The sequence below is a fragment of the Glycomyces paridis genome, from assembly GCF_004912155.1.
In the GTDB taxonomy this organism is placed as follows: Bacteria; Actinomycetota; Actinomycetes; order Mycobacteriales; family Micromonosporaceae; genus Glycomyces; species Glycomyces paridis.
In genome coordinates this window covers 152957-173694 of record NZ_STGX01000001.1, presented here as the reverse complement: position 1 = coordinate 173694, position 20738 = coordinate 152957, and the positions used below count along the sequence as shown (strand labels likewise).

13 protein-coding genes are annotated in these 20738 nt (G+C 69.4%); 7 read left to right on the top strand and 6 right to left on the bottom strand.

Annotated elements, in window-relative coordinates:
• Positions 1–230: 230 nt before the first annotated feature.
• The 3 genes from E9998_RS00690 to E9998_RS00680 all read right to left on the bottom strand — a co-directional run bounded on the left by E9998_RS00690 (position 231) and on the right by E9998_RS00680 (position 3576).
• Entirely contained in the window at positions 231–1484 is a 1254-nt protein-coding gene (locus E9998_RS00690; protein ID WP_158299655.1) for an RICIN domain-containing protein, read from the bottom strand.
• Positions 1485–1986: 502 nt separating this feature from the next.
• Complete coding sequence (cds1, locus tag E9998_RS00685; protein WP_136527782.1) at positions 1987–3087, bottom strand: L-cysteine desulfhydrase Cds1; 1101 nt, start codon at positions 3085–3087, stop codon at positions 1987–1989.
• Between the two features lie 24 nt (positions 3088–3111).
• Positions 3112–3576: an Lrp/AsnC family transcriptional regulator gene (locus E9998_RS00680; protein WP_136527781.1), complete on the bottom strand. Its 465-nt coding sequence runs from the start codon at positions 3574–3576 to the stop codon at positions 3112–3114.
• A 226-nt stretch (positions 3577–3802) separates the two neighbouring features.
• Here E9998_RS00680 and E9998_RS00675 point away from each other — a divergent pair, with 226 nt between their 5' ends.
• From E9998_RS00675 to E9998_RS00665, 3 genes are all read left to right on the top strand, one after another.
• Positions 3803–4018 (top strand): BldC family transcriptional regulator, encoded by a 216-nt coding sequence (locus E9998_RS00675; protein ID WP_136527780.1) that lies wholly within the window; start codon positions 3803–3805, stop codon positions 4016–4018.
• 523 nt (positions 4019–4541) lie between these two features.
• Positions 4542–5960 carry a glycoside hydrolase family 6 protein gene (locus E9998_RS00670; protein WP_275669479.1) on the top strand — a complete coding sequence of 473 codons (1419 nt, stop codon included), beginning with the start codon at positions 4542–4544 and terminating at the stop codon, positions 5958–5960.
• 553 nt (positions 5961–6513) lie between these two features.
• Positions 6514–8277 carry a glycoside hydrolase family 6 protein gene (locus E9998_RS00665; protein WP_136527778.1) on the top strand — a complete coding sequence of 588 codons (1764 nt, stop codon included), beginning with the start codon at positions 6514–6516 and terminating at the stop codon, positions 8275–8277.
• 209 nt (positions 8278–8486) lie between these two features.
• Here the strand turns inward: E9998_RS00665 and E9998_RS00660 are convergent, their stop codons facing one another.
• Complete coding sequence (locus E9998_RS00660) at positions 8487–9125, bottom strand: TetR/AcrR family transcriptional regulator (protein ID WP_136527777.1); 639 nt, start codon at positions 9123–9125, stop codon at positions 8487–8489.
• Positions 9126–9139: 14 nt separating this feature from the next.
• Positions 9140–10741 carry an MFS transporter gene (locus E9998_RS00655; RefSeq protein ID WP_240037444.1) on the bottom strand — a complete coding sequence of 534 codons (1602 nt, stop codon included), beginning with the start codon at positions 10739–10741 and terminating at the stop codon, positions 9140–9142.
• Positions 10742–11352: 611 nt separating this feature from the next.
• On the opposite strand from E9998_RS00655, the gene E9998_RS00650 reads away from it, so the two are divergent.
• The 4 genes from E9998_RS00650 to E9998_RS00635 all read left to right on the top strand — a co-directional run bounded on the left by E9998_RS00650 (position 11353) and on the right by E9998_RS00635 (position 18743).
• Positions 11353–12810 carry a menaquinone biosynthesis decarboxylase gene (locus tag E9998_RS00650; protein ID WP_136527775.1) on the top strand — a complete coding sequence of 486 codons (1458 nt, stop codon included), beginning with the start codon at positions 11353–11355 and terminating at the stop codon, positions 12808–12810.
• A 43-nt stretch (positions 12811–12853) separates the two neighbouring features.
• On the top strand, positions 12854–13735 hold the full coding sequence (gene mqnP / locus E9998_RS00645) for a menaquinone biosynthesis prenyltransferase MqnP (RefSeq protein ID WP_136527774.1): 882 nt from the start codon (positions 12854–12856) through the stop codon (positions 13733–13735).
• A gap of 234 nt (positions 13736–13969) precedes the next feature.
• A complete protein-coding gene (locus E9998_RS00640) occupies positions 13970–16636 on the top strand; it encodes a S8 family serine peptidase (protein ID WP_136527773.1) in 2667 nt (888 codons plus the stop codon).
• Between the two features lie 409 nt (positions 16637–17045).
• Positions 17046–18743 (top strand): HNH endonuclease signature motif containing protein, encoded by a 1698-nt coding sequence (locus E9998_RS00635; RefSeq protein ID WP_136527772.1) that lies wholly within the window; start codon positions 17046–17048, stop codon positions 18741–18743.
• 282 nt (positions 18744–19025) lie between these two features.
• Here E9998_RS00635 and E9998_RS00630 read toward each other — a convergent pair.
• Positions 19026–20738 (bottom strand): acyltransferase family protein (locus E9998_RS00630; protein WP_158299654.1); only part of this gene is annotated, 1713 nt, incomplete at its 5' end.

Here is a 20738-nt window from a genome sequence, read left to right as displayed (position 1 = left end):
GGCCTCATGTTCACTTCCGGGGTGAGAGGAGGGGACTAATCCGGCGATCGTGAGTGAATCGTTTCAATCTCGGGATTGATCGCCGAGCAAGCGGTTTCTGCTGAGAGGACGGTACCTGCGCGTGCAGGAAAAGTCAATGCATGTCGATACGTGTGGCATCCGATGCGCGGTTCCGAGGGATTCCGTGCCGGGATCGCGGGCCCGAAGGACCGCCCGCGATCCCGGTGCCGTCAGCGCACGTGCGCGCCGAGGTTCCCGCCGAGGGCCTTCGCGCCCTCGGACACCAGGCGCGCCATCTGGTTCGCGCCGAAGTCCTGGAAGTGGGTCGAGTCGGCCAGGCCGTCCGGGTAGGCCGGGTACGCCCCGGCCGCGAGGTGCATGAACACCTGCGACTGGGCCCGCGCCGGAGTGATCGCGTTGAGGTAGGCGCGCGAGCGGGCACCGAGGTCGATGAGCGCCACACCGGTCTCGGCCACCAGCTCGTGGACCTTGTCGGCGTAGGTCGCGAACGACTCGTTGAACTGGCCCGAGGAGTTGTAGTCGAGGCGGTTGATCGGCGTGAGCAGCACCGGGGTCGCGCCCCTGGCCGTGGCCCCGGCCATGTAGTGGTCGCGCAGGTACATCTTGTAGTCGGCCGGGGAGGTGTAGCGCTCGGGGTTGCCGGTGCTCGCGTCGTTGTGCCCGAACTGGACGAAGAGGTAGTCGCCCGGTTGGATCGCGTTGAGGATCGTCGTCAGGCGCCCCTGTTCGATGAAGGAGCGCGAGGAGCGGCCGCCGATGGCGTGGTTGGCGACGGTCGTGTTGGCGTCCGTCCAGCCGCCGAGGCGCTGGCCCCAGCCGGTCATCGGGTACACCGAGGAGTTGTAGGTCTGGGCGGTGGAGTCGGAGGCGATGTAGATCGTGGGGTTCCCCGATGCGGGCGCGGCGCCGGCCGGGACGAGCTTCCACTGCTGGTTGATCCCCGCGGTGGAGTCGTACTGGGACAGGCGCGAGCCCAGGCCGATGCTCCACTCCCACACGTCGAGGGCCTTGCCGGAGTTGCGGTTGACGAACCGCAGCCAGGTGCCGTCGTCGATGACCTGCCACTGCTGGTTGGTCTGGCCGTTGGAGGGGTACTGGATGACGTCGGCGCCGTTGGCGGTGGACTTGCCGTAGACGTCGAGGACCTGGCCGGAGTGGCGGACCTCGATGCGGTAGTAGCCGCCGCCGGCGTCGACGAAGCGGAACTGCTGGTTGTTCGCGTAGGTGCGGTTGCCCTGGACGAGCTTGGCGGCGTTGGCGGTCGAGGACCCGGCGATCTCCAGGACGAGGCCCGAGTAGCGGGACTGGAGGTGGTACCAGGTGCCGGGGGTGAAGGCGGCACTCGCGGCGCCCGCGCCGAGGAGGCCGCCGGCCGCGAGGCCGGCGCCGATCCCGGCGAGCGCACCGAGGGAGCGGCGGGTGAGTTTGGCGTCGAACGGGTTCGGTCGATTCGGTTGTCGCATCGGGGGACTCCAGTGCTCGATGGTGAGGGTCGCGGCGCGGCCCGCGGGCCGCGCCGCGACCCTTGTGAGGAGGGAGACGGTCGGAGGGAGGGGTGGGCGCGACGGCCGCGAAACGAGTGTCATGAAGCCAGTGCCATGAAACCGTGTCATGACACCGGTGCCATGAAACGATTCAAAGTCGCGCCGGATCCCACCGCCCGTGTCGCGGTGGAGGCGATCCCCGGCGGTGCCGGGCTTCGCAAGGGGATCAATGTACTCACGAGTATCGATTTATTTGGCGAGAATCGTAACCCCTTGAGAGCGCTAACACAAGCCCCGTCGCGAACGGACGGTCTCCGGACGAATCCGCCCGCCGTCGCCACCATCCCAAACCCCCACCCTCCCGAGAGGGGAAGGTACTGCCCACCGTCGCGCGGGGGTCCGACAGAAAGCCGGGCGTGTCGCCCGCCAGTCACCCGAAAGCGTGAAGCGCCGATCCGGTCAGCGCGCCATGGGAAGCGGCTCACTGCCGAGGGACCGCCGCGCGGCCCGGTAAGGCCGGGAGGAGCGGGGCGAGGCGTTCGGCGGCGTCGGCGAGGTCGATGCCCTGGGCTGCGACCCAGTCGTCGTCGAAGTAGGTCTCGCCGTAGCGCCGGCCCGAGTCGCACAGCAGGGTCACGATGCTGCCGCCCTGGCCGCACTCGCGCATCTCGGCGATGATCGCCAGGGCCGCCACGAGGTTCGTCCCGGTCGATCCGCCCAGGCGCCGCCCGAGCCGGTCGGAGGCCCAGCGCAGGCACGCGATCGACTCCGCGTCCTCCACCTTCACCATCCGGTCGACCAGGCCCGGCACGAACGAGGGCTCGACCCTCGGGCGCCCGATCCCCTCGATCCGCGAGCCGCGGTCGACGCGGGCCGCGCCGTCCCCGTCGCGCCAGCCCGCGAAGAACGCCGAGTGCTCGGGGTCGACCACGCACAGGCGGGTCGCGTGCCGGCGGTAGCGCACGTACCGGCCGATGGTCGCCGAGGTGCCGCCGGTGCCTGCCCCGACCACGACCCAGGTCGGGACCGGGTGGCGCTCCAGGCGCATCTGCTCGAACACGCTCTCGGCGATGTTGTTGTTCCCGCGCCAGTCGGTGGCCCGCTCGGCGTAGGTGAACTGGTCCATGAAGTGCCCGCCGGTCTCGGCGGCGAGGCGCTCGGCCTCGGCGCAGACGCCCGCCGCCTCGCGCACCAGGTGGGCCTTGCCGCCGTAGAACTCGATCTGGGCGATCTTGGCGGGGCTGGTCGACTCGGGCATGACCGCGGTGAACGGCAGCCCGAGCATCCGCGCGAAGTAGGCCTCGCTGACGGCCGTCGAGCCGCTGGAGGCCTCGATGACCGGCGTCCCCTCGTCGATCCAGCCGTTGCAGATCGCGTAGAGGAACAGCGAGCGGGCGAGGCGGTGCTTGAGCGATCCGGTCGGGTGGGCCGACTCGTCCTTCAGATAGAGGTCGACGCCCCATTCCGGGGGGAGCGGAAACGGCAGGAGGTGCGTGTCGGCCGAGCGGTTCGCGTCGGCCTCCACAGTGGTGATCGCCCAGTTCACCCAGAGGCGGTCCTTGGTGCGGTCAACGGCGTGCATGCGCGTCCCCCCTGCGCTTGGCGTTCACGGCCCGGCCTGCTCCGGCGGGACCGGCTGCGGGCGGTCCTCCCATTTGGTCGAGAGCGTGATGGTGGTGCGGGTCTGGGCCACGCCGGGGATGGCGCCGACGCGGTGGATGAGGGTCTCCAGGTCCCCCATCTTCGGCACGCGCACCTTGAGCTGATAGCACTCGACGCCGGCGAGGAAATAGCACGACTCGATCTGCGGAATGGCGCGCAGCCGTTCGCAGATGTCGAGGTGGTCGGCGGAGTTGTCGGGGATGATGCCGATGAGGGCCGTGATGCCGAGGCCGATGGTCTCGGAGTCCACCACGGCCTTGTAGCCGGTGATGATCCCGTTCTTCTCGAGTTTGGTGACGCGGTCCTGAACGGACGGCGCGGTGAGACCGACCCTGCGCGCGAGCTCGGCGTACGAGGTGCGTCCGTCGGTGCGCAGGAGGTTCACGATGGTCTGGTCGATCTCGTCCACCCGTTGAGGATAACCAGAGTTGCCACTTGCGCCCTGTGCCTACCTCATACCCGCGAACTCCTAGAGCGTCGGAATCAGCTCAGAGCGCCGTTGACATACGCGTGGTACTTTCAGGCAAAACCTACCGACCGAAAGTATGTCCAAGAACTCATGGCAGGTTTGACTGAATAGTGGTGTAATGGGTTTAACGCACGAAGTGAGTCTTCATCACGGGGAGGAAGAAATCATGGAGACCGAGGACCGCCTACTCACACCCGGCGAAGTTGCCTCGCTGTTCCGCGTCGATCCCAAGACCGTCACACGCTGGGCCGCTGCGGGCCGGATCGGGAGCATCCGCACGCCTGGCGGTCACCGTCGGTTCCGCGAATCGGAGGTCCGGGCGCTGCTCGAAGGCGACGCCGGAGCGCAGGCCGCCTTCGAGTCCGGGAACGTCCAGCAGTAGATCGCCTGGTCGTGCCCGCGACCGCGAACGACCGATCGATGATCGGGCCCGCCACGGCATCGCACACGAGCCGTGAATCCGCCCGCTACGGCGACTTCTGCCAGCCGTAGAAATCCGAGCAGCGGCCGCACAGAGCCGCAGATTCACACCTGGCACAAGCCGGTCCCGCGAGACCCTCCGCCGCCCGCGGTGGAGAGCGCAGTGGACCGGCTTTTCGCGTGCCCGGGAACCGCGCGACCCTCCCCCGTGCCGCCGGTGCCGCCGGGGCGCCTTCGCGCCGTGGGCCGTCATTCCATTTCGGAGTCTATTTGTTCCATTAAGGGCAATTGTCCACACTCTGAAGTCGTATGAACACCGCGAGTCGCCACAGAAGCGGCCAATCGGATTTTTCTGGATTTCCCGGTCCTGAGACTCTTGACATCACACTCAGACATAGGCAAACTTCGATATGAGATTGGGAGCGCTTCCGCATCCACCCGGTACGCGCGGAGCCGCTCCCCGAGCCGACTACGAGGGAAGGCACATGACACTCAGTCGAAGCAGGAGCAAGCGCCTGGCGGCCATCGCCGCGGCGGCGCTCACGGCCGCCACCGTCGGCGCCGTCGCGGTGACCACCGCGGGCGCAGCGGAGAACCCCGCCGAGGTCGACGCCGCGCAGGCGAAGGTCGACAACCCCTACGAGGGCGCCAACGTCTACGTCAACCCGATCTGGGCCGAGAACGCCGCCGCCGAGCCCGGCGGCGAGGCCATCGCCGACCAGCCCACCGGCGTGTGGCTCGACCGGATCGGCGCCATCGAGGGCAACGACTCCCCCACCACCGGTTCCATGGGGCTGCGCGACCACCTCGACCACGCGGTGGCCGAAGGGTACGACCTCATCCAGGTCGTCATCTACAACCTCCCCGGCCGCGACTGCGCGGCCCTCGCCTCCAACGGCGAGCTGGGAGCCGACGAGATCGACCGGTACAAGTCCGAGTACATCGACCCGATCGTGGAGATCCAGAGCGACCCGGCGTACGCCGGCCTGCGGATCGTCAACGTCATCGAGATCGACTCGCTGCCGAACCTGGTCACCAACGTCTCGCCCCGCGCCACGGCCACGCCCGAGTGCGACGAGATGAAGTCCAACGGCAACTACGTCGACGGCGTCTCGTACGCGGTCGCCGAGCTCGGCGCGCTCGCCAACACCTACAACTACATCGACGCCGGCCACCACGGCTGGATCGGCTGGGGCGACACGAACCCCGAGTACGACAACTTCAACGCCTCCGCGGCCCTGTTCGGCTCGCTCATCGGCGAGAACGGCATGACCGCCGACCACGTGGCCGGCTTCATCTCCAACACCGCGAACTACTCCGCTCTGGAGGAGCCCTACTGGGAGGTCGACCAGAACGTCGGCGGGCAGCCGCTGAACCAGAACCCCGAACTGCCGTGGGTCGACTGGAACGACTTCAACAACGAGAAGGACTTCACCGAGGCCTTCCGCACCGAGCTGGTCGCCAACGGCTTCAACGACAGCATCGGGATGCTCATCGACACCAGCCGCAACGGCTGGGGCGGCGACTACCGGCCCTCGGGCCCGTCGTCCTCCACCGACCCGGTGACGTTCGTCGACGAGTCCCGCATCGACCAGCGCATCCAGAAGGGCAACTGGTGCAACCAGGCCGGAGCCGGCCTCGGCGAGCGCCCGCAGGCCTCGCCCGAGGCCTGGATCGACGCCTACGTGTGGATCAAGCCTCCGGGCGAGTCCGACGGCTCCTCCGAGCTCATCGACAACGACGAGGGCAAGGGCTTCGACGAGATGTGCGACCCCGACTACCAGGGGAACCCGCGCAACGGCAACAACCCGTCCGGCGCCCGCGACGACATGCCGATCTCGGGTCACTGGTCTTCGGAGCAGTTCCAGGAGCTGCTCCAGAACGCCTATCCCCCGTTGAGCTGACGGCAGGCGGACCCGAAGGCGCGGCGGCGCGACACACCGCCGCCGCGCCGAAAGGTCCGGGGGACGAGGGCGGACCGGCACTCTGCCCGCGATGAAGACGACGGCGGGGCCGCGCGCAGGCGCGGCCCCGCCGTCGTGCGCGCGGAAGGCACCGAACCGTGGCCCGAATCCGATCCAATCCGGCTTTTGCCGCGAAACGGTCAGTCGAAAGGCCCCTTGCACAAGGTTCCCTCGGGGGTACGACAGGGACACGAGGGCGGGGTGCGGCGAGGCGAGGGCTGTGGGGCGCGGGGCGATCTCGGCGAACTTTTTCCAAGTGACCGATACGAATCGCGCGGGAGCGTTTTCACTGATTCAAGCGCTTGCCGCGCGGCCAGCAGCCTTCGAAACCGTTGCCCCGGGCGCCCTGTCGAACGAAATATCCTGGCGGACCTCTTGACAGTCCATCTATATATCGGAGATTATCAATGCACATCTTGGGAGCGCTTCCCTCGATGGACACCCGTTCCGGGTCGCACTCGTGCGGCCCATCAACCCCGAAGGACATCGAACTATGCAAGCACCTCGAAGGAGAAGGAGACTCGCCCTCACCGGCGTCGCCGTTGGCGCGCTCGCCGCGGGCGGTCTGACCTTCGCTTCGGCGAACCAGGCACTCGCCGAAGAGGGTTGTCAGGTCGACTACAACGTCGTCAGCAGCTGGGGCGGCGGCTTCCAGGCCAACGTCGTCATCACCGCGGGCGAGGCCATCAACGGCTGGGAGGTGGAGTGGGACTTCCCGTCCGGCACCTCCGTCTCCAGCGCGTGGAACGTCGACTGGAACGTGAGCGGCGGACACTTCACCGGCGGCGACGTCGGCTGGAACTCCACCATCGCCTCCGGTCAGAGCAAGGAGGTGTTCGGGTTCATCGGGTCCGGCTCCTCCGCCACGCCCGGTGAGTTCTCCGTGAACGGCGACGTCTGCGGCGAGGTCACCGAGCCCCCGACGTCCGAAGACCCCACGGACGACCCGACCGACGACCCCGGCAACCCGGGCGACAAGGTCGACAACCCGTACACCGGCGCGAACGTCTACGTGAACCCGCAGTGGTCCGCGAACGCCGCGGCCGAGCCGGGCGGCGACGCAGTCGCGAACGAGCCCACCGGCGTGTGGCTCGACCGCACCAGCGCGATCTACGGCAACGACTCGCCGACCACCGGCTCGATGGGCCTCGAGGACCACCTCGACCACGCGATCGAGAACGGCTACGACCTCATCCAGATCGTCATCTACAACCTGCCGGGTCGCGACTGCGCCGCCCTCGCCTCCAACGGCGAGCTGGCCGCGGGCGAGATCGACGCGTACAAGAACGACTACATCGACCCGATCGTGGAGATCCAGGGCCAGGCCAAGTACGCCGACCTGAAGATCGTCAACGTCATCGAGATCGACTCGCTGCCGAACCTGGTCACCAACGTCTCGCCCCGCGAGACCGCGACGGCCAACTGCGACACGATGAAGAACAACGGCAACTACGTCGACGGCGTCTCGTACGCGGTCGCCGAGCTGGGCGCCCTGTCGAACACGTACAACTACATCGACGCCGGCCACCACGGCTGGATCGGTTGGGGCGACGTGAACCCGCAGTACGACAACTTCAACGCGTCCGCCGCGCTGTTCGGTTCGCTCATCGGTGAGAACGGCATGACCGCGGACGACGTCCACGGCTTCATCTCGAACACCGCGAACTACTCCGCGCTGGAGGAGCCCTACTGGGAGGTCGACCAGAACGTCGGCGGCCAGGCGCTCAACCAGAACGCGAACCTGCCGTGGGTCGACTGGAACGACTTCAACAACGAGAAGGACTTCACGCAGGCCATGCGCGAGGAACTGATCGCCAACGGCTTCAACGAGGACATCGGCATGCTGATCGACACCAGCCGCAACGGCTGGGGCGGCGACTACCGTCCGACCGGCACCTCGACCTCGACCGACCCGGTCACCTTCGTGGACGAGTCCCGCATCGACCAGCGCTTCCAGAAGGGCAACTGGTGCAACCAGGCCGGTGCCGGTCTGGGCGAGCGCCCGCAGGCCGACCCCGAGGCGTGGATCGACGCCTACGTCTGGATCAAGCCTCCGGGCGAGTCGGACGGTTCCTCTGAGCTGATCGACAACGACGAGGGCAAGGGCTTCGACGAGATGTGCGACCCCGACTACCAGGGCAACATCCGCAACGGCAACAACCCGTCCGGCGCGCGTGACAACATGCCGATCTCGGGCCACTGGTCCTCGGAGCAGTTCCAGGAGCTCCTGGAGAATGCGTACCCGCCCGTCAACTAAGGGCGCGGTGAGCTGAAAGTCAAGCGGGGCCCGGCGATCCGGGAGGTGGTCGCCGGCCCCGCATTCCGACCAGATCCTCGGTTCCTTCCGGTGACCGGGCCCCGCGGGACGGCGGGGCCCGGTCGTAACACGCCTCCGGTGCTTCGCGTACGAGAACGGCCCGGCCGGTCAGGAATCTGACCGGCCGGGCCGTTCGTCGTGCGCCCTGCCTAGCGGGAGACGTAGGCGGGGCCGCCGATGCCGCGCAGCAGGTTGTCGACGAACCGCTCCACGGTGCCGCCGACGTTGAGCTCCGGGTAGTGCGAGTACACGAAGATCGTCAGCAGTGGGCTGATGAACATGGCCACGGCCAGGTCGAGGTCGACCCCGTCGCCGAGTTCGCCGCGTTCGGCCCAGTGCGCGAAGGTGTCGCGCACGAACAGGCGCCGGTGCTCGACCATGCGGTCGTGCTGGCGCTTGTACTCCGGTTCCTTGACGGCGGTCATCATGCACTTGAAGACCTTGCGGTCCCGGGGCCCGAACGTCTTGCGCATGTTGTTCCCGATGTGGACCAGGTCGTCCCGCAGCGAGGTGCGGGGCATCGTGGCCGGGATCGGGGCCTTGATGGCCTCGACGGCCGTGGCGATGAGCTCCTCCTTGGAGGACCAGCGCCGGTAGATGGTGGCCTTGGAGACGCCGGAGCGCTCGGCGACGGCCTCGACGCTGACGTCGGCGATGGTCCCGTGCTCGGCGATGAGGTCCAGTGCCGCCTCCAGGATCGACTGGCTCACGGCCTCGCTGCGGGGCCGGCCCTTGGAGGGGGCCGGCACCGCGGCGGGGGTCACTGGATCGCTGAGCTCGGGACGCATGGCTCGATTGTGCCTTAGACCTCGACGAACTCGGGCTCGGCGGCGGCCTCGCGCTCGGCCTCGCCCGCTTCGCGGCGGCGCTTGCCGGGGAAGAAGAGGGCGATGACGACGAGTCCGACCACGGCGACGCCGATGGCGGCGTACGCGGTGGTGTGCAGCGCGGTGATGAACGAGGCGTCGGCCGCGGTCTGGACGGCCTGCTGGGCCGCGTCGGGGACGAGCCCGGATTCGAGCGCCCCGTAGGTGGAGGCGTACGACTCGGCGGCCTTGTCCGGCAGCTGCGGCGCGGCTTCGCCGATCTCGGACTGGTAGGCCTGGGCCATGACCGTGCCGAGCACGGCGACGCCGAGGGCGCCGCCGACCTGGCGGAGCGTGTTGGCGAGGGCGGAGCCGACGCCGGCCTTCTCCTTGGGGACCGAGGCCATGAGGGTGTTCATGGCGGGCGGCATGAGGTTGGCCATGCCGGCGCCGGTGATGGCGAACAGGACGATGACGACCCAGACGGGGGTGTCGGCTTCGAACACGGTGGCGGTGACCGTGAAGTTGGTGATGACCAGGAGCATCGCGACGATGCCGACGGTCTTGGCGCCGAAGCGCTGGACGAGCGTGTTCGACATGGGCGCGAAGACGAGCATCGCGGCGCCGAACGGCAGGAACAGCAGACCGGTCTCCAGTGGCGTGTAGCCCTTGAGCAGCTGGAGGTAGAAGGTCATGAAGAACATCAGGCCCATCATCCCGAAGAACGTCAGGGTGATGATGGCCGAGGAGGCCGAGAACCTGGTGTTCTTGAACAGGCCCATGTCGAGGGAGGCGTGCGGGGTGCGCCGCTCCCAGAGGACGAAGGCGACCAGGACGATCACGCCGAGGGCGATGGTGCCCCAGACCGTGACGCCGGTCCACGAGCCCTCGTCGCCGGCCTCGATGATGCCGTAGGTGAGGCTGACGAGGCCGATCATGGACAGGGCCATGCCGAGGAAGTCGGCCCTGGCCTGGGAGCCCTTGGACTCGGGGGCGAGGATGAGGACGGCGATGAGGCCGAAGACCACGATCGGGACGTTGATGAGGAAGACCGAGCCCCACCAGAAGTGGTCGAGGAGCGCGCCGCCGACGATGGGGCCGATGGCCCCGCCGATGCCGACCGCGCCGGTCCAGATGCCGAGGGCCTTGGGGAACTCCTTGGCGGAGAAGACGTTGCGCAGGAGCGAGAGCGTCGAGGGCATCATGACCGCGGCGCCGGCGCCCATGAGGGCGCGGTACCAGATGAGCTGGTCGGGGGTGGTGGCGTAGGCGGAGAGCAGGGAGGCGACGCCGAAGACGACGAGGCCCGCCAGGAGCATCCGCTTGCGGCCGATGCGGTCGCCGATGACGCCGGAGGCGAACAGGAGCCCGGCGAAGACGAGCGTGTACGAGTTGATCATCCAGGCGAGGTCGCTCTGGGTGGCGCCGACGCCCTCCTTGGGGTCGGCGAGCGTCTTCATGGCGACGTTGAGGACGGTGTTGTCCAGGACGACGACGATGAGGCTGATGACCAGGACGCTGAGGATGGCCCACCGGCGCGGGTGGCCGGCGTCCTCGGGTTCGGTCGCGTTGACCGGTTCGGAACGGGAGTCGCTCACAGGGTTTCCGTTTCTGTGGAATGCGCGGCGGCGCCGGTGCGGCGGCATCGGAGGCCGCCCTTCGCGGGCCGTGCTGGTGTCGTCCCCGCCGCGGCGCCGACCGGGCGGGTCCGTGTTGTCGACGCGCGGCGGGCGGGCGGTGTGACGCGGGCCAGGGGCGCGGTGTTCGCGGAGGTGGGGGCCGAGGCCTCCACGCGCGGTTCTGGTGCGCCGTGGTCGCGGTAGTCGTTCAGGTTGCGCAAGGGCTACTGCGATCACGGCGCTATGGTGTTGCGTCTGAGCCTACGGCATTCAGATACGATACGGTACCGTATCGTAATATCGATCACAGAGAATGGTAGCGCCCCGGTGCGACAGACGGCACCGTAATTGCGCCCGACCTGCGGTTCCACCCCGCCGCCTGCGGCCGCGACCACTCTTTCGAGGGACGCAAACGCCTTGACGGGCCCGTTCTGTCGTACCCGGCGGGGAAGGTTGCACCTACCTTTCCCCGGGAGGGTGGGGGTTAGGGATGGCTGTACGGGCTTTGCCGTGAACAGCGCGCGAACGGCCGCGTTCACTCCGCATCGGGCGTGGCGGGCCGCCCCCGCGACGGGTGGTTGAATGGCCACGTGGCACCCAAATTCCCGTACGAGGACCTCCAGGCGTTCCTGGCCGCCCTGGAGGCCGACGGCGACCTCAAGCGGATCGGCGTCGAGGTCGACCCGCACCTGGAGATCTCCGAGATCACGCAGCGGGTCATCCGCGAAGACGGGCCCGCGCTGCTGTTCGAGCGCCCCGCCGGCAGCACCGTCCCCGTGGCGATCAACCTCTTCGGCACCGAGGCGCGCATGGCCAAGGCCCTCGGCGTGGCCAACCTCAACGAGATCGGCGACCGCATCGGCGAGCTCGCCAAACCCGAACTCCCGGTGGGCTGGGCGGGCATCCGCGACGGCCTCGGCAAGCTCATGCAGCTCAAATCGGTGCCGCCCAAGAAGATCCGCAAGGCCCCGTGCCAGGAAGTGGTCTTCACCGGCGAAGACGTCGACCTCGACATGCTGCCGGGCCTCCAGGTCTGGCCCGGCGACGGCGGGATCTTCCACAACTTCGGGCTCGTCCACACCAAGCACCCCGAGAGCGGCAAGCGCAACGTCGGCCTCTACCGCCTCCAGCAGCACGACCAGCGCTCGGTGGGCCTGCACTGGCAGATCCACAAGAACTCCACGAGCCACTACGCCGAGGCCGAGCGGCGCGGCGAGCGCCTGCCGGTCGCGATCGCGATCGGGCCCGACCCCGTCATGGCCTACGCCGCGACCGCCCCGCTCCCCCCGGACATCGACGAATACCTGTTCGCGGGCTTCCTGCGCGGCGAGCGCGTCGAGATGGTCGACTGCCTCACCGTGCCCCTCCAGGTCCCGGCGAACTCCCAGATCGTCCTGGAGGGCTGGGCCGAGCCCGGCGAGCGCGCCCCCGAGGGGCCCTTCGGCGACCACACGGGCTTCTACACGCCCGTGGAGCCGTTCCCGGTGATGCACATCGAGGCGATCACCATGCGCCAGAAGCCGATCTACCACACCATCGTCACCTCGGCGCCGCCCCAGGAGGACCACGGGCTCGGCAAGGCCACCGAGCGGATCTTCCTGCCGCTCATCAAGATCATGATCCCCGAGGTCGTCGACTACGACATGCCCGCCGCTGGCGTCTTCCACAACTGCGTCATCGTCTCGATCGACAAGAAGTACCCCAAGCAGGCGCAGAAGGTCATGAGCGCCATCTGGGGGCTCCAGATGATGAGCCTCACGAAGCTCATCGTCGTGGTCGACGCCGACTGCGACGTGCACGACTACCGCGAGGTGGCCTGGCGCGCCCTGGGCAATGTGGACTACTCGCGCGACCTGCTGCTCACCGAGGGCCCCGTCGACCACCTCGACCACGCGTCCTACCACCAGTTCTGGGGCGGCAAGGCCGGGATCGACGCGACGACGAAGACCCCCGCCGAGGGCTACACGCGCGGCTGGCCCGAGGCGATGCGGATGAGCTCGGACGTGCGGGCCACGGTCGACCGCCGCTGGAGAGAGTACGGACTCTGAGCCCCGCCCCGCCCGCCCGCCGCCCCGAACCTGAGGAACCGCCGTGTCCACGATCGCCCGCCCGAACCACGTCAAGGACTTCCTGAAACTCGTCGCCTTCGAGCACTCGGTGTTCGCGCTGCCCTTCGCCTACCTCTCGACGCTCACGGTCATGACGATCGAGGACGCCTTCAGCTGGCGCGTCCTGGTCCTGGTCACCGTCGCGATGGTCGCCGCGCGCACGCTCGCGATGGCCGCCAACCGCATCATCGACCGCCGGATCGACGCCCAGAACCCGCGCACCGCCAAGCGCGAACTGGTCACCGGCGCCGTCTCGCTGCGCACGGCGTACGTCGGCTGCGCGGTGAGCCTCGTGGCGCTCCTGGTCTCGGCGGGCCTGCTCAACTGGCTGTGCCTCGTCCTCAGCCCGCTCGCGGTCGCGCCCCTCATCGTCTACCCGTACGCCAAGCGCTTCACGAACTACCCGCACGCGATCCTCGGCCTCGCCCAGATGGTCGCCCCCGTCGGCGCCTGGCTCGCGGTGACCGGCACCTTCGACGGCTCGGGCCCCGCGATCGTCCTCGGCGCGGCCGTCGGCCTGTGGATCGGCGGCTTCGACCTCATCTACGCCTGCCAGGACGTCGACGTCGACCGCGAGATCGGCGTCCACTCGACCCCCGCCCGCTGGGGCGTCAAAGCAGCCCTCCACGCCTCCTCCGTCACCCACGTCGTCGCCTGGGCCGCCTTCGCCTGGTTCGGCGCCCTCACCGGCTTCGGCTGGATCTACTGGACCGGCCTCGCGGTCGTCGCCGTCGCCCTCGCCTACGAACACGCCGTCGTCAAACCGAACGACCTCTCCAAGGTCAACCGCGCCTTCTTCACCGCCAACGGCTTCGTCGCCGTCGCCCTCTTCGCCTTCGCTTTGGCGGACCTGCTCCTCCGCTGAACCGGGCCCGCCGACGGCCCGACGCGTGCCGGGCTCCCTCGTGGACCCGTACCTTGTGGATTCGGTCACACGACCGAGGTCACGGCATCGAGGTTCGCCGATCCCCTCTTGCGCAACGACATCCGAACTGTCAGTGTGACCGTGGCGGGAGCCCTCCCATGAGGTTCCCGTCACCGAACCCGTTGCGGCACCGCGCATTACGCGACGCCGCGATCCACACAGATCGGACACGCATTGACACGACGACGATGGCGCACCGCCCTCGCCGGGGCGACCGCGGGCGCGCTGGCGCTCGCGGGGGCGAGCCCCGCATTCGCGGAGGACGCCACCGCGCAGCTCGATGAGAAGGCCGACCCGGCCCTCATCGCCGAGATCGACGCCGAAGGCGAAGCCGAGGCCTGGATACGTTTCCAAGGCGGCCCGGACTTCAGCGACGCCTTCGACGCCGATGCGAAAACCGACAAGGGAACCGCCGCAGTCGAAGCCGCGCAGGCGTTCGCGACGAGCTCCCAGGCCGAGGCGACCGCCGTCCTCGAAGAGGCCGGAGCCGCGTACGAATCGTACTGGGCCTCCTCCTCGATCCGCGTCACCGCCGACGCCGACCTGCTCGCCGAACTCGCCGCGCTCGACTCCGTCGCCGGGATCGACGCCCCCGGCGAGTACGCCGCGGTCGAACCCGTCGAAGAAGCGATCGGGGTGCAGGCCGCCGAGTGGGGCCTCACCGGGATCGGCGCCGACGACGTGTGGGACATGGGGATCGACGGCAACGGCGTCGTCATCGCCAGCATCGACTCCGGCGTCGACTACACGCACCCGGCGCTGGTGGACCAGTACCGGGGCAACAACCACGACGGCACCTTCACGCACGACTACAACTTCTTCGACGTGCAGGGCACCTGCGGCGGCGTCCCGTGCGACACCGACGGCCACGGCACCCACACCATGGGCACCATGGTCGGCGACGACGGCCAGGGCAACCAGATCGGCGTCGCCCCGGGCGCCCAGTGGATCAGCGTCAACGGCTGCTGCCCGAGCCGCGAAGGGCTCATCGCGGCCGGCCAGTGGATCGCCGCGCCGACCGACCTGGCGGGGAACAACGCCGACCCGTCGAAGGCGCCCGACATCGTGAACAACTCGTGGGGCGCTTCGAGCACGATCTACGACCCGTACTACGAAGCGGTCGTGGCGCTCTGGCACGCCGCGGGGATCATCCCGGTGTTCTCCGCGGGGAACTCCGGCAGCTACGGGTGCGAGTCGACGAACTCGCCGAGCACCTACTCCGACGTGATCGCCGTGGGCGCCTACGACAGCACCGGCCTCATCTCGCCGCAGTCCTCGAAGGGGCCGGGCGTGGACGGGCAGAACAAGCCCGACATCGCCGCCCCGGGCCTGGGCATCCGCTCGGCGGTGCCCGGCGGCGGGTACGGCTACAGGAGCGGCACCTCGATGGCCGCGCCGCACGTCTCGGGCACGATCGCCCTCATGATCAGCGCCGCGCCCTCGCTCGCCGGGGACTACCAGGCGGTCTACGACATCCTCGCCGGCTCGGCGGTGGACGTGGACGACACGAGCTGCGGCGGGACCGCCGAGGTCAACAACGTGTACGGCCACGGGCGCCTCGATGCGTTCGCGGCGTTCACGGCCTCGCCGGTGGTCGACTTCGGCGCCGCCGAAGGGACCGTGACCGACTCGCTCGGCGCACCGCTGGAGGACGTCAAGGTGGCCTTCACCGGCGACGTGACGCGCACGGCGGTCACCGCCGCCGACGGCACGTATGCGATCCCGGCGCTCCCGGCGGACGACTACGTCGTGACGATCGAGAAGTTCTGGTACGCCACGCAGACGTATGCCGTGACGGTCCCCGTCGGCGTCACGACCACTGTGGATTCGACGCTGGCGACCCGCCCGACCGGCACCATCACCGGCACGGTCACCGACGGCTCCGGCCAGGGCTGGCCGCTGGCGGCGTCCGTCTCGAACGCGGGCGGGCAGGTCTCGGTCGAGACCGACCCGGCGACCGGCCAGTTCTCCATCACGCTCCCGGTCGACCAGTGGGACCTCGTCGTGGAGGCGGCTTACCCCGGCTACTCGACGCAGACGGTCACGGCCTCGACGGGCGGCAGCGTCCCGGTGGCGCTGACGGCCGACTCGACCTGCACCGCACCCGGATACGGGTACGCGACGCTCGGCGAGAACTTCGAGACCGGGGCCCTGCCGGAGGGCTGGACGGTCGTCAACCGGGGCGAGGGCGGCTGGGCGTTCCAGAGCGTGCGCGCGAACTCGGCCGGCACCGGCGGTTTCGCGATCGGCGACGGCGCGGCCCTCCCCGGCGGCGCCCTCCTCGACACCGATCTCATCTCGCCCGTGTTCGACCTGTCCAGCGCCGACAGCGCCCAGTTGACCTTCGGCGCCTGGATCGCGTCGTTCCTGAACTCGGGTACGCACGACGTGTCCATCAGCACCGACGGCGGCGCGACCTGGGAACCGATCTGGGACCACACCGGCACCCTGTCCGCCCAGACCGTCACCGTCGACCTGTCCGCCTGGGCCGCCTCCACCGAGACCCGCCTGAAGTTCCACTTCGGCAACAACAACCAGCGGGCCTTCTGGTGGCAGCTCGACGACGTCCTGGTGGGCACCGCGGGCACCTGCGCCCCCGTCGACGGCGGCCTGGTGCTCGGCGAGGTGACCGCCGCCGGCGCGGCGGTCGAGGGGGCGACGGTACTGCACGCGCCGTCTGGTTACAACAGCGCCACCGGCGCGGACGGCTCGTACTGGATGTTCGTGCCCGCCACGGGAGCGACGACGCTCGAGGCCGCGAAGACCGGCACGGGCACCGATTCCGGCCAGTTCACCCTGGTCAACGGAGCGGTGACCATCGCCGACTTCACGCTCACCTGACCGACGCCGAAGCCGCATTGAAGTGATCGGCCCGGGGCTCCGCCCCGGGCCGTTCAAGTTCGGCGGCAGCAGGCGGGAGGTGTGGGGTTCGGTGTCAAAGCGGGCGGCGACGAAGCGGCGGGCGAAGAGCGAGGTCGGCGGCGGGCTTTGCGGCGGGTGACCGGTGAAGGCGGGCGCACTCCCGACGGGTCTGGGCGGCGGTCCGGCGCCGGACGGGCGGCGCTCACCAGCGGGGTTCCGCTTGCCGCGAGGAGGCGGTCCGACACGCCCGACCGCGGGGTACGGTACCGCTGACCTGCGAAAACATCTGACTTTCACCTGTTCGAGTGATGACACCCCGCCGAGTCCGATCTATCCTTGATATAGCACATACAAGCGAAATCAGCAGGAAAGTTCGAGGAGGTGCCGTATGACCGCTCCAACCCCCACCGCCGTCCACGCCCTCCTCGACGATGCCGCCTCGGCGATCAATCAAGTGCACGCCCGCGCGCTGGCTGCGGTGATCGAGGCGCACGCCCGCAACCTCCCTCGCGATGTCGACGGCCACTCCGGACTGCGCGAATGGCTGCGCACCACCTTCGACTTCCACGCCCAGACCGCCGCAGACCTCGGCGCGATCGCCCGGAACGCACGCAAGTTCACCGCGCTGACCGAGGCCGCCACCACGGGCACCGCCCGGATCGACCGGATCGCCGCGGCCGTCCGCCGGCTCGAACAGGTCCAGGCCTTGCGCGTGTACGCCAAGACCTACTACCGCGAACCGGTCCCCTCGCCCTTCGACCCCTCGCGCTCCTGCCCCACCCCCGAACACCTCATCCGAGAGTGGTGCGTCCACGGCACGGTCGAAGAAGTCCGGACCCACATCGGGGAGCTCCTTGCCGCCCTCGACACAGGCGAGGAGATCCTCGAAGGTCTGGGACAGGAGTCCTTGCAGCGCTTGGACCTCGCCGAACTGCCCAACGGCATGTGGGCCGTCGACGCCACCCTCGCGGCCGACACGGGTCGGCTGTTCGCAAAGTACCTCGCCACCGCCGTGCCCCCGCCCCGCCAGGACGAGTCGGACGCCGACGGCGTCCTGCCCGCCCAGGCGAACCGGAACGCCGAGGCCCTGCACCAGCTCCTCGCCGGATACGGCGCCAGCCCCCATGCGGCGACCCGGCACGGCCACACCGCCACCCTCGACCTCACCGTCGACATCGAGACCCTCCGCGGTGAGGACACCGGCCGCCTTCCCCTCCTCGAAGGCAAGCCGATCAGCGTCGGCAAGGCCCGCCTCCTCGCCTGCGAGGCGGGCGTCGTCCCTTCGGTGTTCGACTACGCCGCAGGCGAAGCAGTCGAACTCGGCCGCGCCCTGCGCCTGCCCAACACGGCGCTCCGCCGCAAACTCGAACTCGAACAGCCGGCCGGGTGCGCATGGCAGGGCTGCGAACGCCCCATCTACTGGACCGAGGCGCACCACATCGAGCATTGGGCCGATGGCGGTGCGACCGTCGCCGAGAACCTGATCCTGCTGTGCCGCTTTCACCACGGCCGCATCCACACCAAGGGCTGGTCGCTCACGAAGACCGGCCCGGGACGGGCGTCGATCGTCCACCACGACCACGCGGACGGCGAGGGCGTCCAGAGTTCGGAGGGCGAGTGCGGCTGCGCCGATTGGCGAACCGATGCCGACATGGACACCCTGCACGCGGACGCGGACGCGTTCCCGACCGGGCTCTACCGCTCGGAGTGGACCGAGCGCACGCGCCATGTGCTCGCCCCGGCCGCCGAAGCAGTCGACATGGCCAGGACGATCGCGGCGATGAACGCCGCGAAGGCAAGGGCCCGAGCGAAGTTCGCGATCCCGACACGGGCCTCCGAGGCGGAGCCGATGCCGATTGCCGAAGCGAACACCACGCGGACACCGCATGTCCCGGATACGCCGCGATGTTCCAAGGTCGGATCGGTGACCGCCGCCGAAGACCCCGGCGAGCCGCCGTTCTTAACCCGCCCGTCCCGGAGGCGACCGAGGCGGGGACGGAGCGCCACAGACTGCGGCATGGCCAGCTCGAATTCCAGGGGGTTCGAGCCCGTTCCCATGCTCGGCGATCGAAACCGATACCTCTGACCCGCACCGCTGCGCCTTGCGCTAGCACCCGCCTCACCGGCACCGACCTCTTCGGCCCAGAGCCGCGCCGCTCCGTCGCTGCCCGCCCCTGCCACCACCCTCACCGGGCGCTGTCTCGACAACTCCCCCCGACCATCCACCGCTGTCGCCGCCCGCTCTCACCGCGACTGCGACCGAACCGGCAACAGCCCCTGTGCTCACGGCGCCTCCGCGACCGGGCAACCACCACCGACGCCTCCACGGCACCCATGCCCCGACCTGGGGAGGGCGCTAGCAGTTGGGTCACCAGCCTGTGGTCGTTCGTACCTGTGCCTCGACGTAGGGGGCGAGGGTGGCGGCGTAGGTCGCCGTCATGTGGGAGTGGTCCCGGTAGGTGAGGATGTTGCCGATGACCGCGGGGCAGGTGCCTGCGGGGCAGACGTACTCGACCAGGTCGGCGAAGGCGACGTTCGGGGGCGGATCGGTGTAGCCGATGGTGGGGTCCTCCGCGGCGCGGGTGAGACCCACCGGGGTGGTGCACTCCTCGACTTCATGCAGCTCAAGGCATTCGGGGAGGGGTTCGGCCAGCCGCGGGAGGTCGCGGAGGGCGAGGACTCGGGTGCCCCAGGCGTCGAGGGTGCGCCAGCGGTCGGCGAAGCCCTCGTAGATGCCCTCACCGGAGGTGAAGGCGCGGGTGGAGAGGGTGACGACGAGGTCGGGGCGGAGGTCGTCCAGGATCGCGAGGGCCTCCTCGTTCCATGCGGCACAGGAGTCCTCCTGGCCGGTGCTGAACTGGCAGCCGGACTTGGTGATCGAGACCAGGCGCCAGCCCGCGTCCAGGGCGGCGTCGTGGAAGGCCGGGAACCAGTGGGCGATGCGGGAGCCGCCGACGAGGGCGATGGTGTGCTCGGCGTCCTCGTCGCCGTAGGAGCAGGGCGTCGCGTGGGTGCCTTCGAGGCCGGCGTCGCAGCCGTCGGCGTAGATCACCGGCATGTCGCGGACGTTGTCGAGCGGCGGGATGAACGGCAGTTCCGCAAGGCCCGCAGCGAGTTCGGGATCGGTGAGGACGGCCGCGCCGGGGTAGGAGTCGCGGTCGGCGGCCGCTTCGGCCAGGGCCGCAGTGCGGTCGTCCTGGCGCTGCGCGTGAACGTGCTGGGCCGCAAGGGTCACGGCGAGGACGGGAACGGCGAAGGCGGCGGCGGTGGCGAGGGACCAGCGGCGGCCGGGCCGTCTGCGGGCGAAGGCGGCGACGCGGCCCTCGACGGCCCAGGTGGTGGCCGCGGCGAGGACGATCGCGGCGGCGAGGATCGCGGCCCCGCCGAGGAGGGTGGCGGTGTCGCGGCCCATGCGGTGCAGGTAGACGACGAGGATCGGCCAGTGCCACAGGTACAGGGCGTACGACCAGGCGCCGAGGCGCATCACCGGCGGCCAGGTGAGCAGGCGGTCGACGGCCCAGCGGCGGCCGGTGTTCCCGGCGAGGAGCACGCACATCGCGCCCGCCAAGGGCCACAGGGCGATCCAACCGGGGAACATCATGGAGACCTCGAAGAGGGCGCCGCAGGATAGGAGCGCGGCGAGGCCGATCCAGCCGAGCGGGGCGCGGATCGCGTCGGGGACCTTGAGGTGCGGGAGGGCGAGGGCGAACATGCCGCCGAGGGCGAGCTCCCACAGGCGCGCGCCGGTGTCGAAGTAGGCCCAGGCCTGCCGGGTCTCGGTGGTCACGACCGCGTACGTCAGCGACACGGCGAAGACCATGGCGCACAGGACGAACGCGGCTTCGCGGAGGCGGATGGGGCCGCGTCGGGCGATGAGTGCGGCTGCGCCTATAAGGACAATCCACAAGAGGTAGAACTGACCTTGGATCGATAGGGACCAGAAGTGCTGCAAGGGGCTCGGGGCCTCGTCGCGGGAAAGGTAGTCGACGGCCCTGGTCGCGAGCGCCCAGTTCTCGGCGTACAGCAGCGAGGCGATGCTCTCGCGGAACACGGCGGGCCAGCGGGAGGCCGGGAGCCACAG

Bases quoted from the DNA above. Each gene is read 5' to 3' on its own strand.
- E9998_RS00660 (WP_136527777.1), bottom strand. From the start codon at position 9,125: ATGCGTCCCGAGCTCAGCGATCCAGTGACCCCCGCCGCGGTGCCGGCC.
- E9998_RS00635 (WP_136527772.1), top strand. From the start codon at position 17,046: ATGACCGCTCCAACCCCCACCGCCGTCCACGCCCTCCTCGACGATGCC.
- cds1 (WP_136527782.1), bottom strand. From the start codon at position 3,087: ATGCACGCCGTTGACCGCACCAAGGACCGCCTCTGGGTGAACTGGGCG.
- E9998_RS00665 (WP_136527778.1), top strand. From the start codon at position 6,514: ATGCAAGCACCTCGAAGGAGAAGGAGACTCGCCCTCACCGGCGTCGCC.
- E9998_RS00690 (WP_158299655.1), bottom strand. From the start codon at position 1,484: ATGCGACAACCGAATCGACCGAACCCGTTCGACGCCAAACTCACCCGC.
- E9998_RS00670 (WP_275669479.1), top strand. From the start codon at position 4,542: ATGACACTCAGTCGAAGCAGGAGCAAGCGCCTGGCGGCCATCGCCGCG.
- E9998_RS00675 (WP_136527780.1), top strand. From the start codon at position 3,803: ATGGAGACCGAGGACCGCCTACTCACACCCGGCGAAGTTGCCTCGCTG.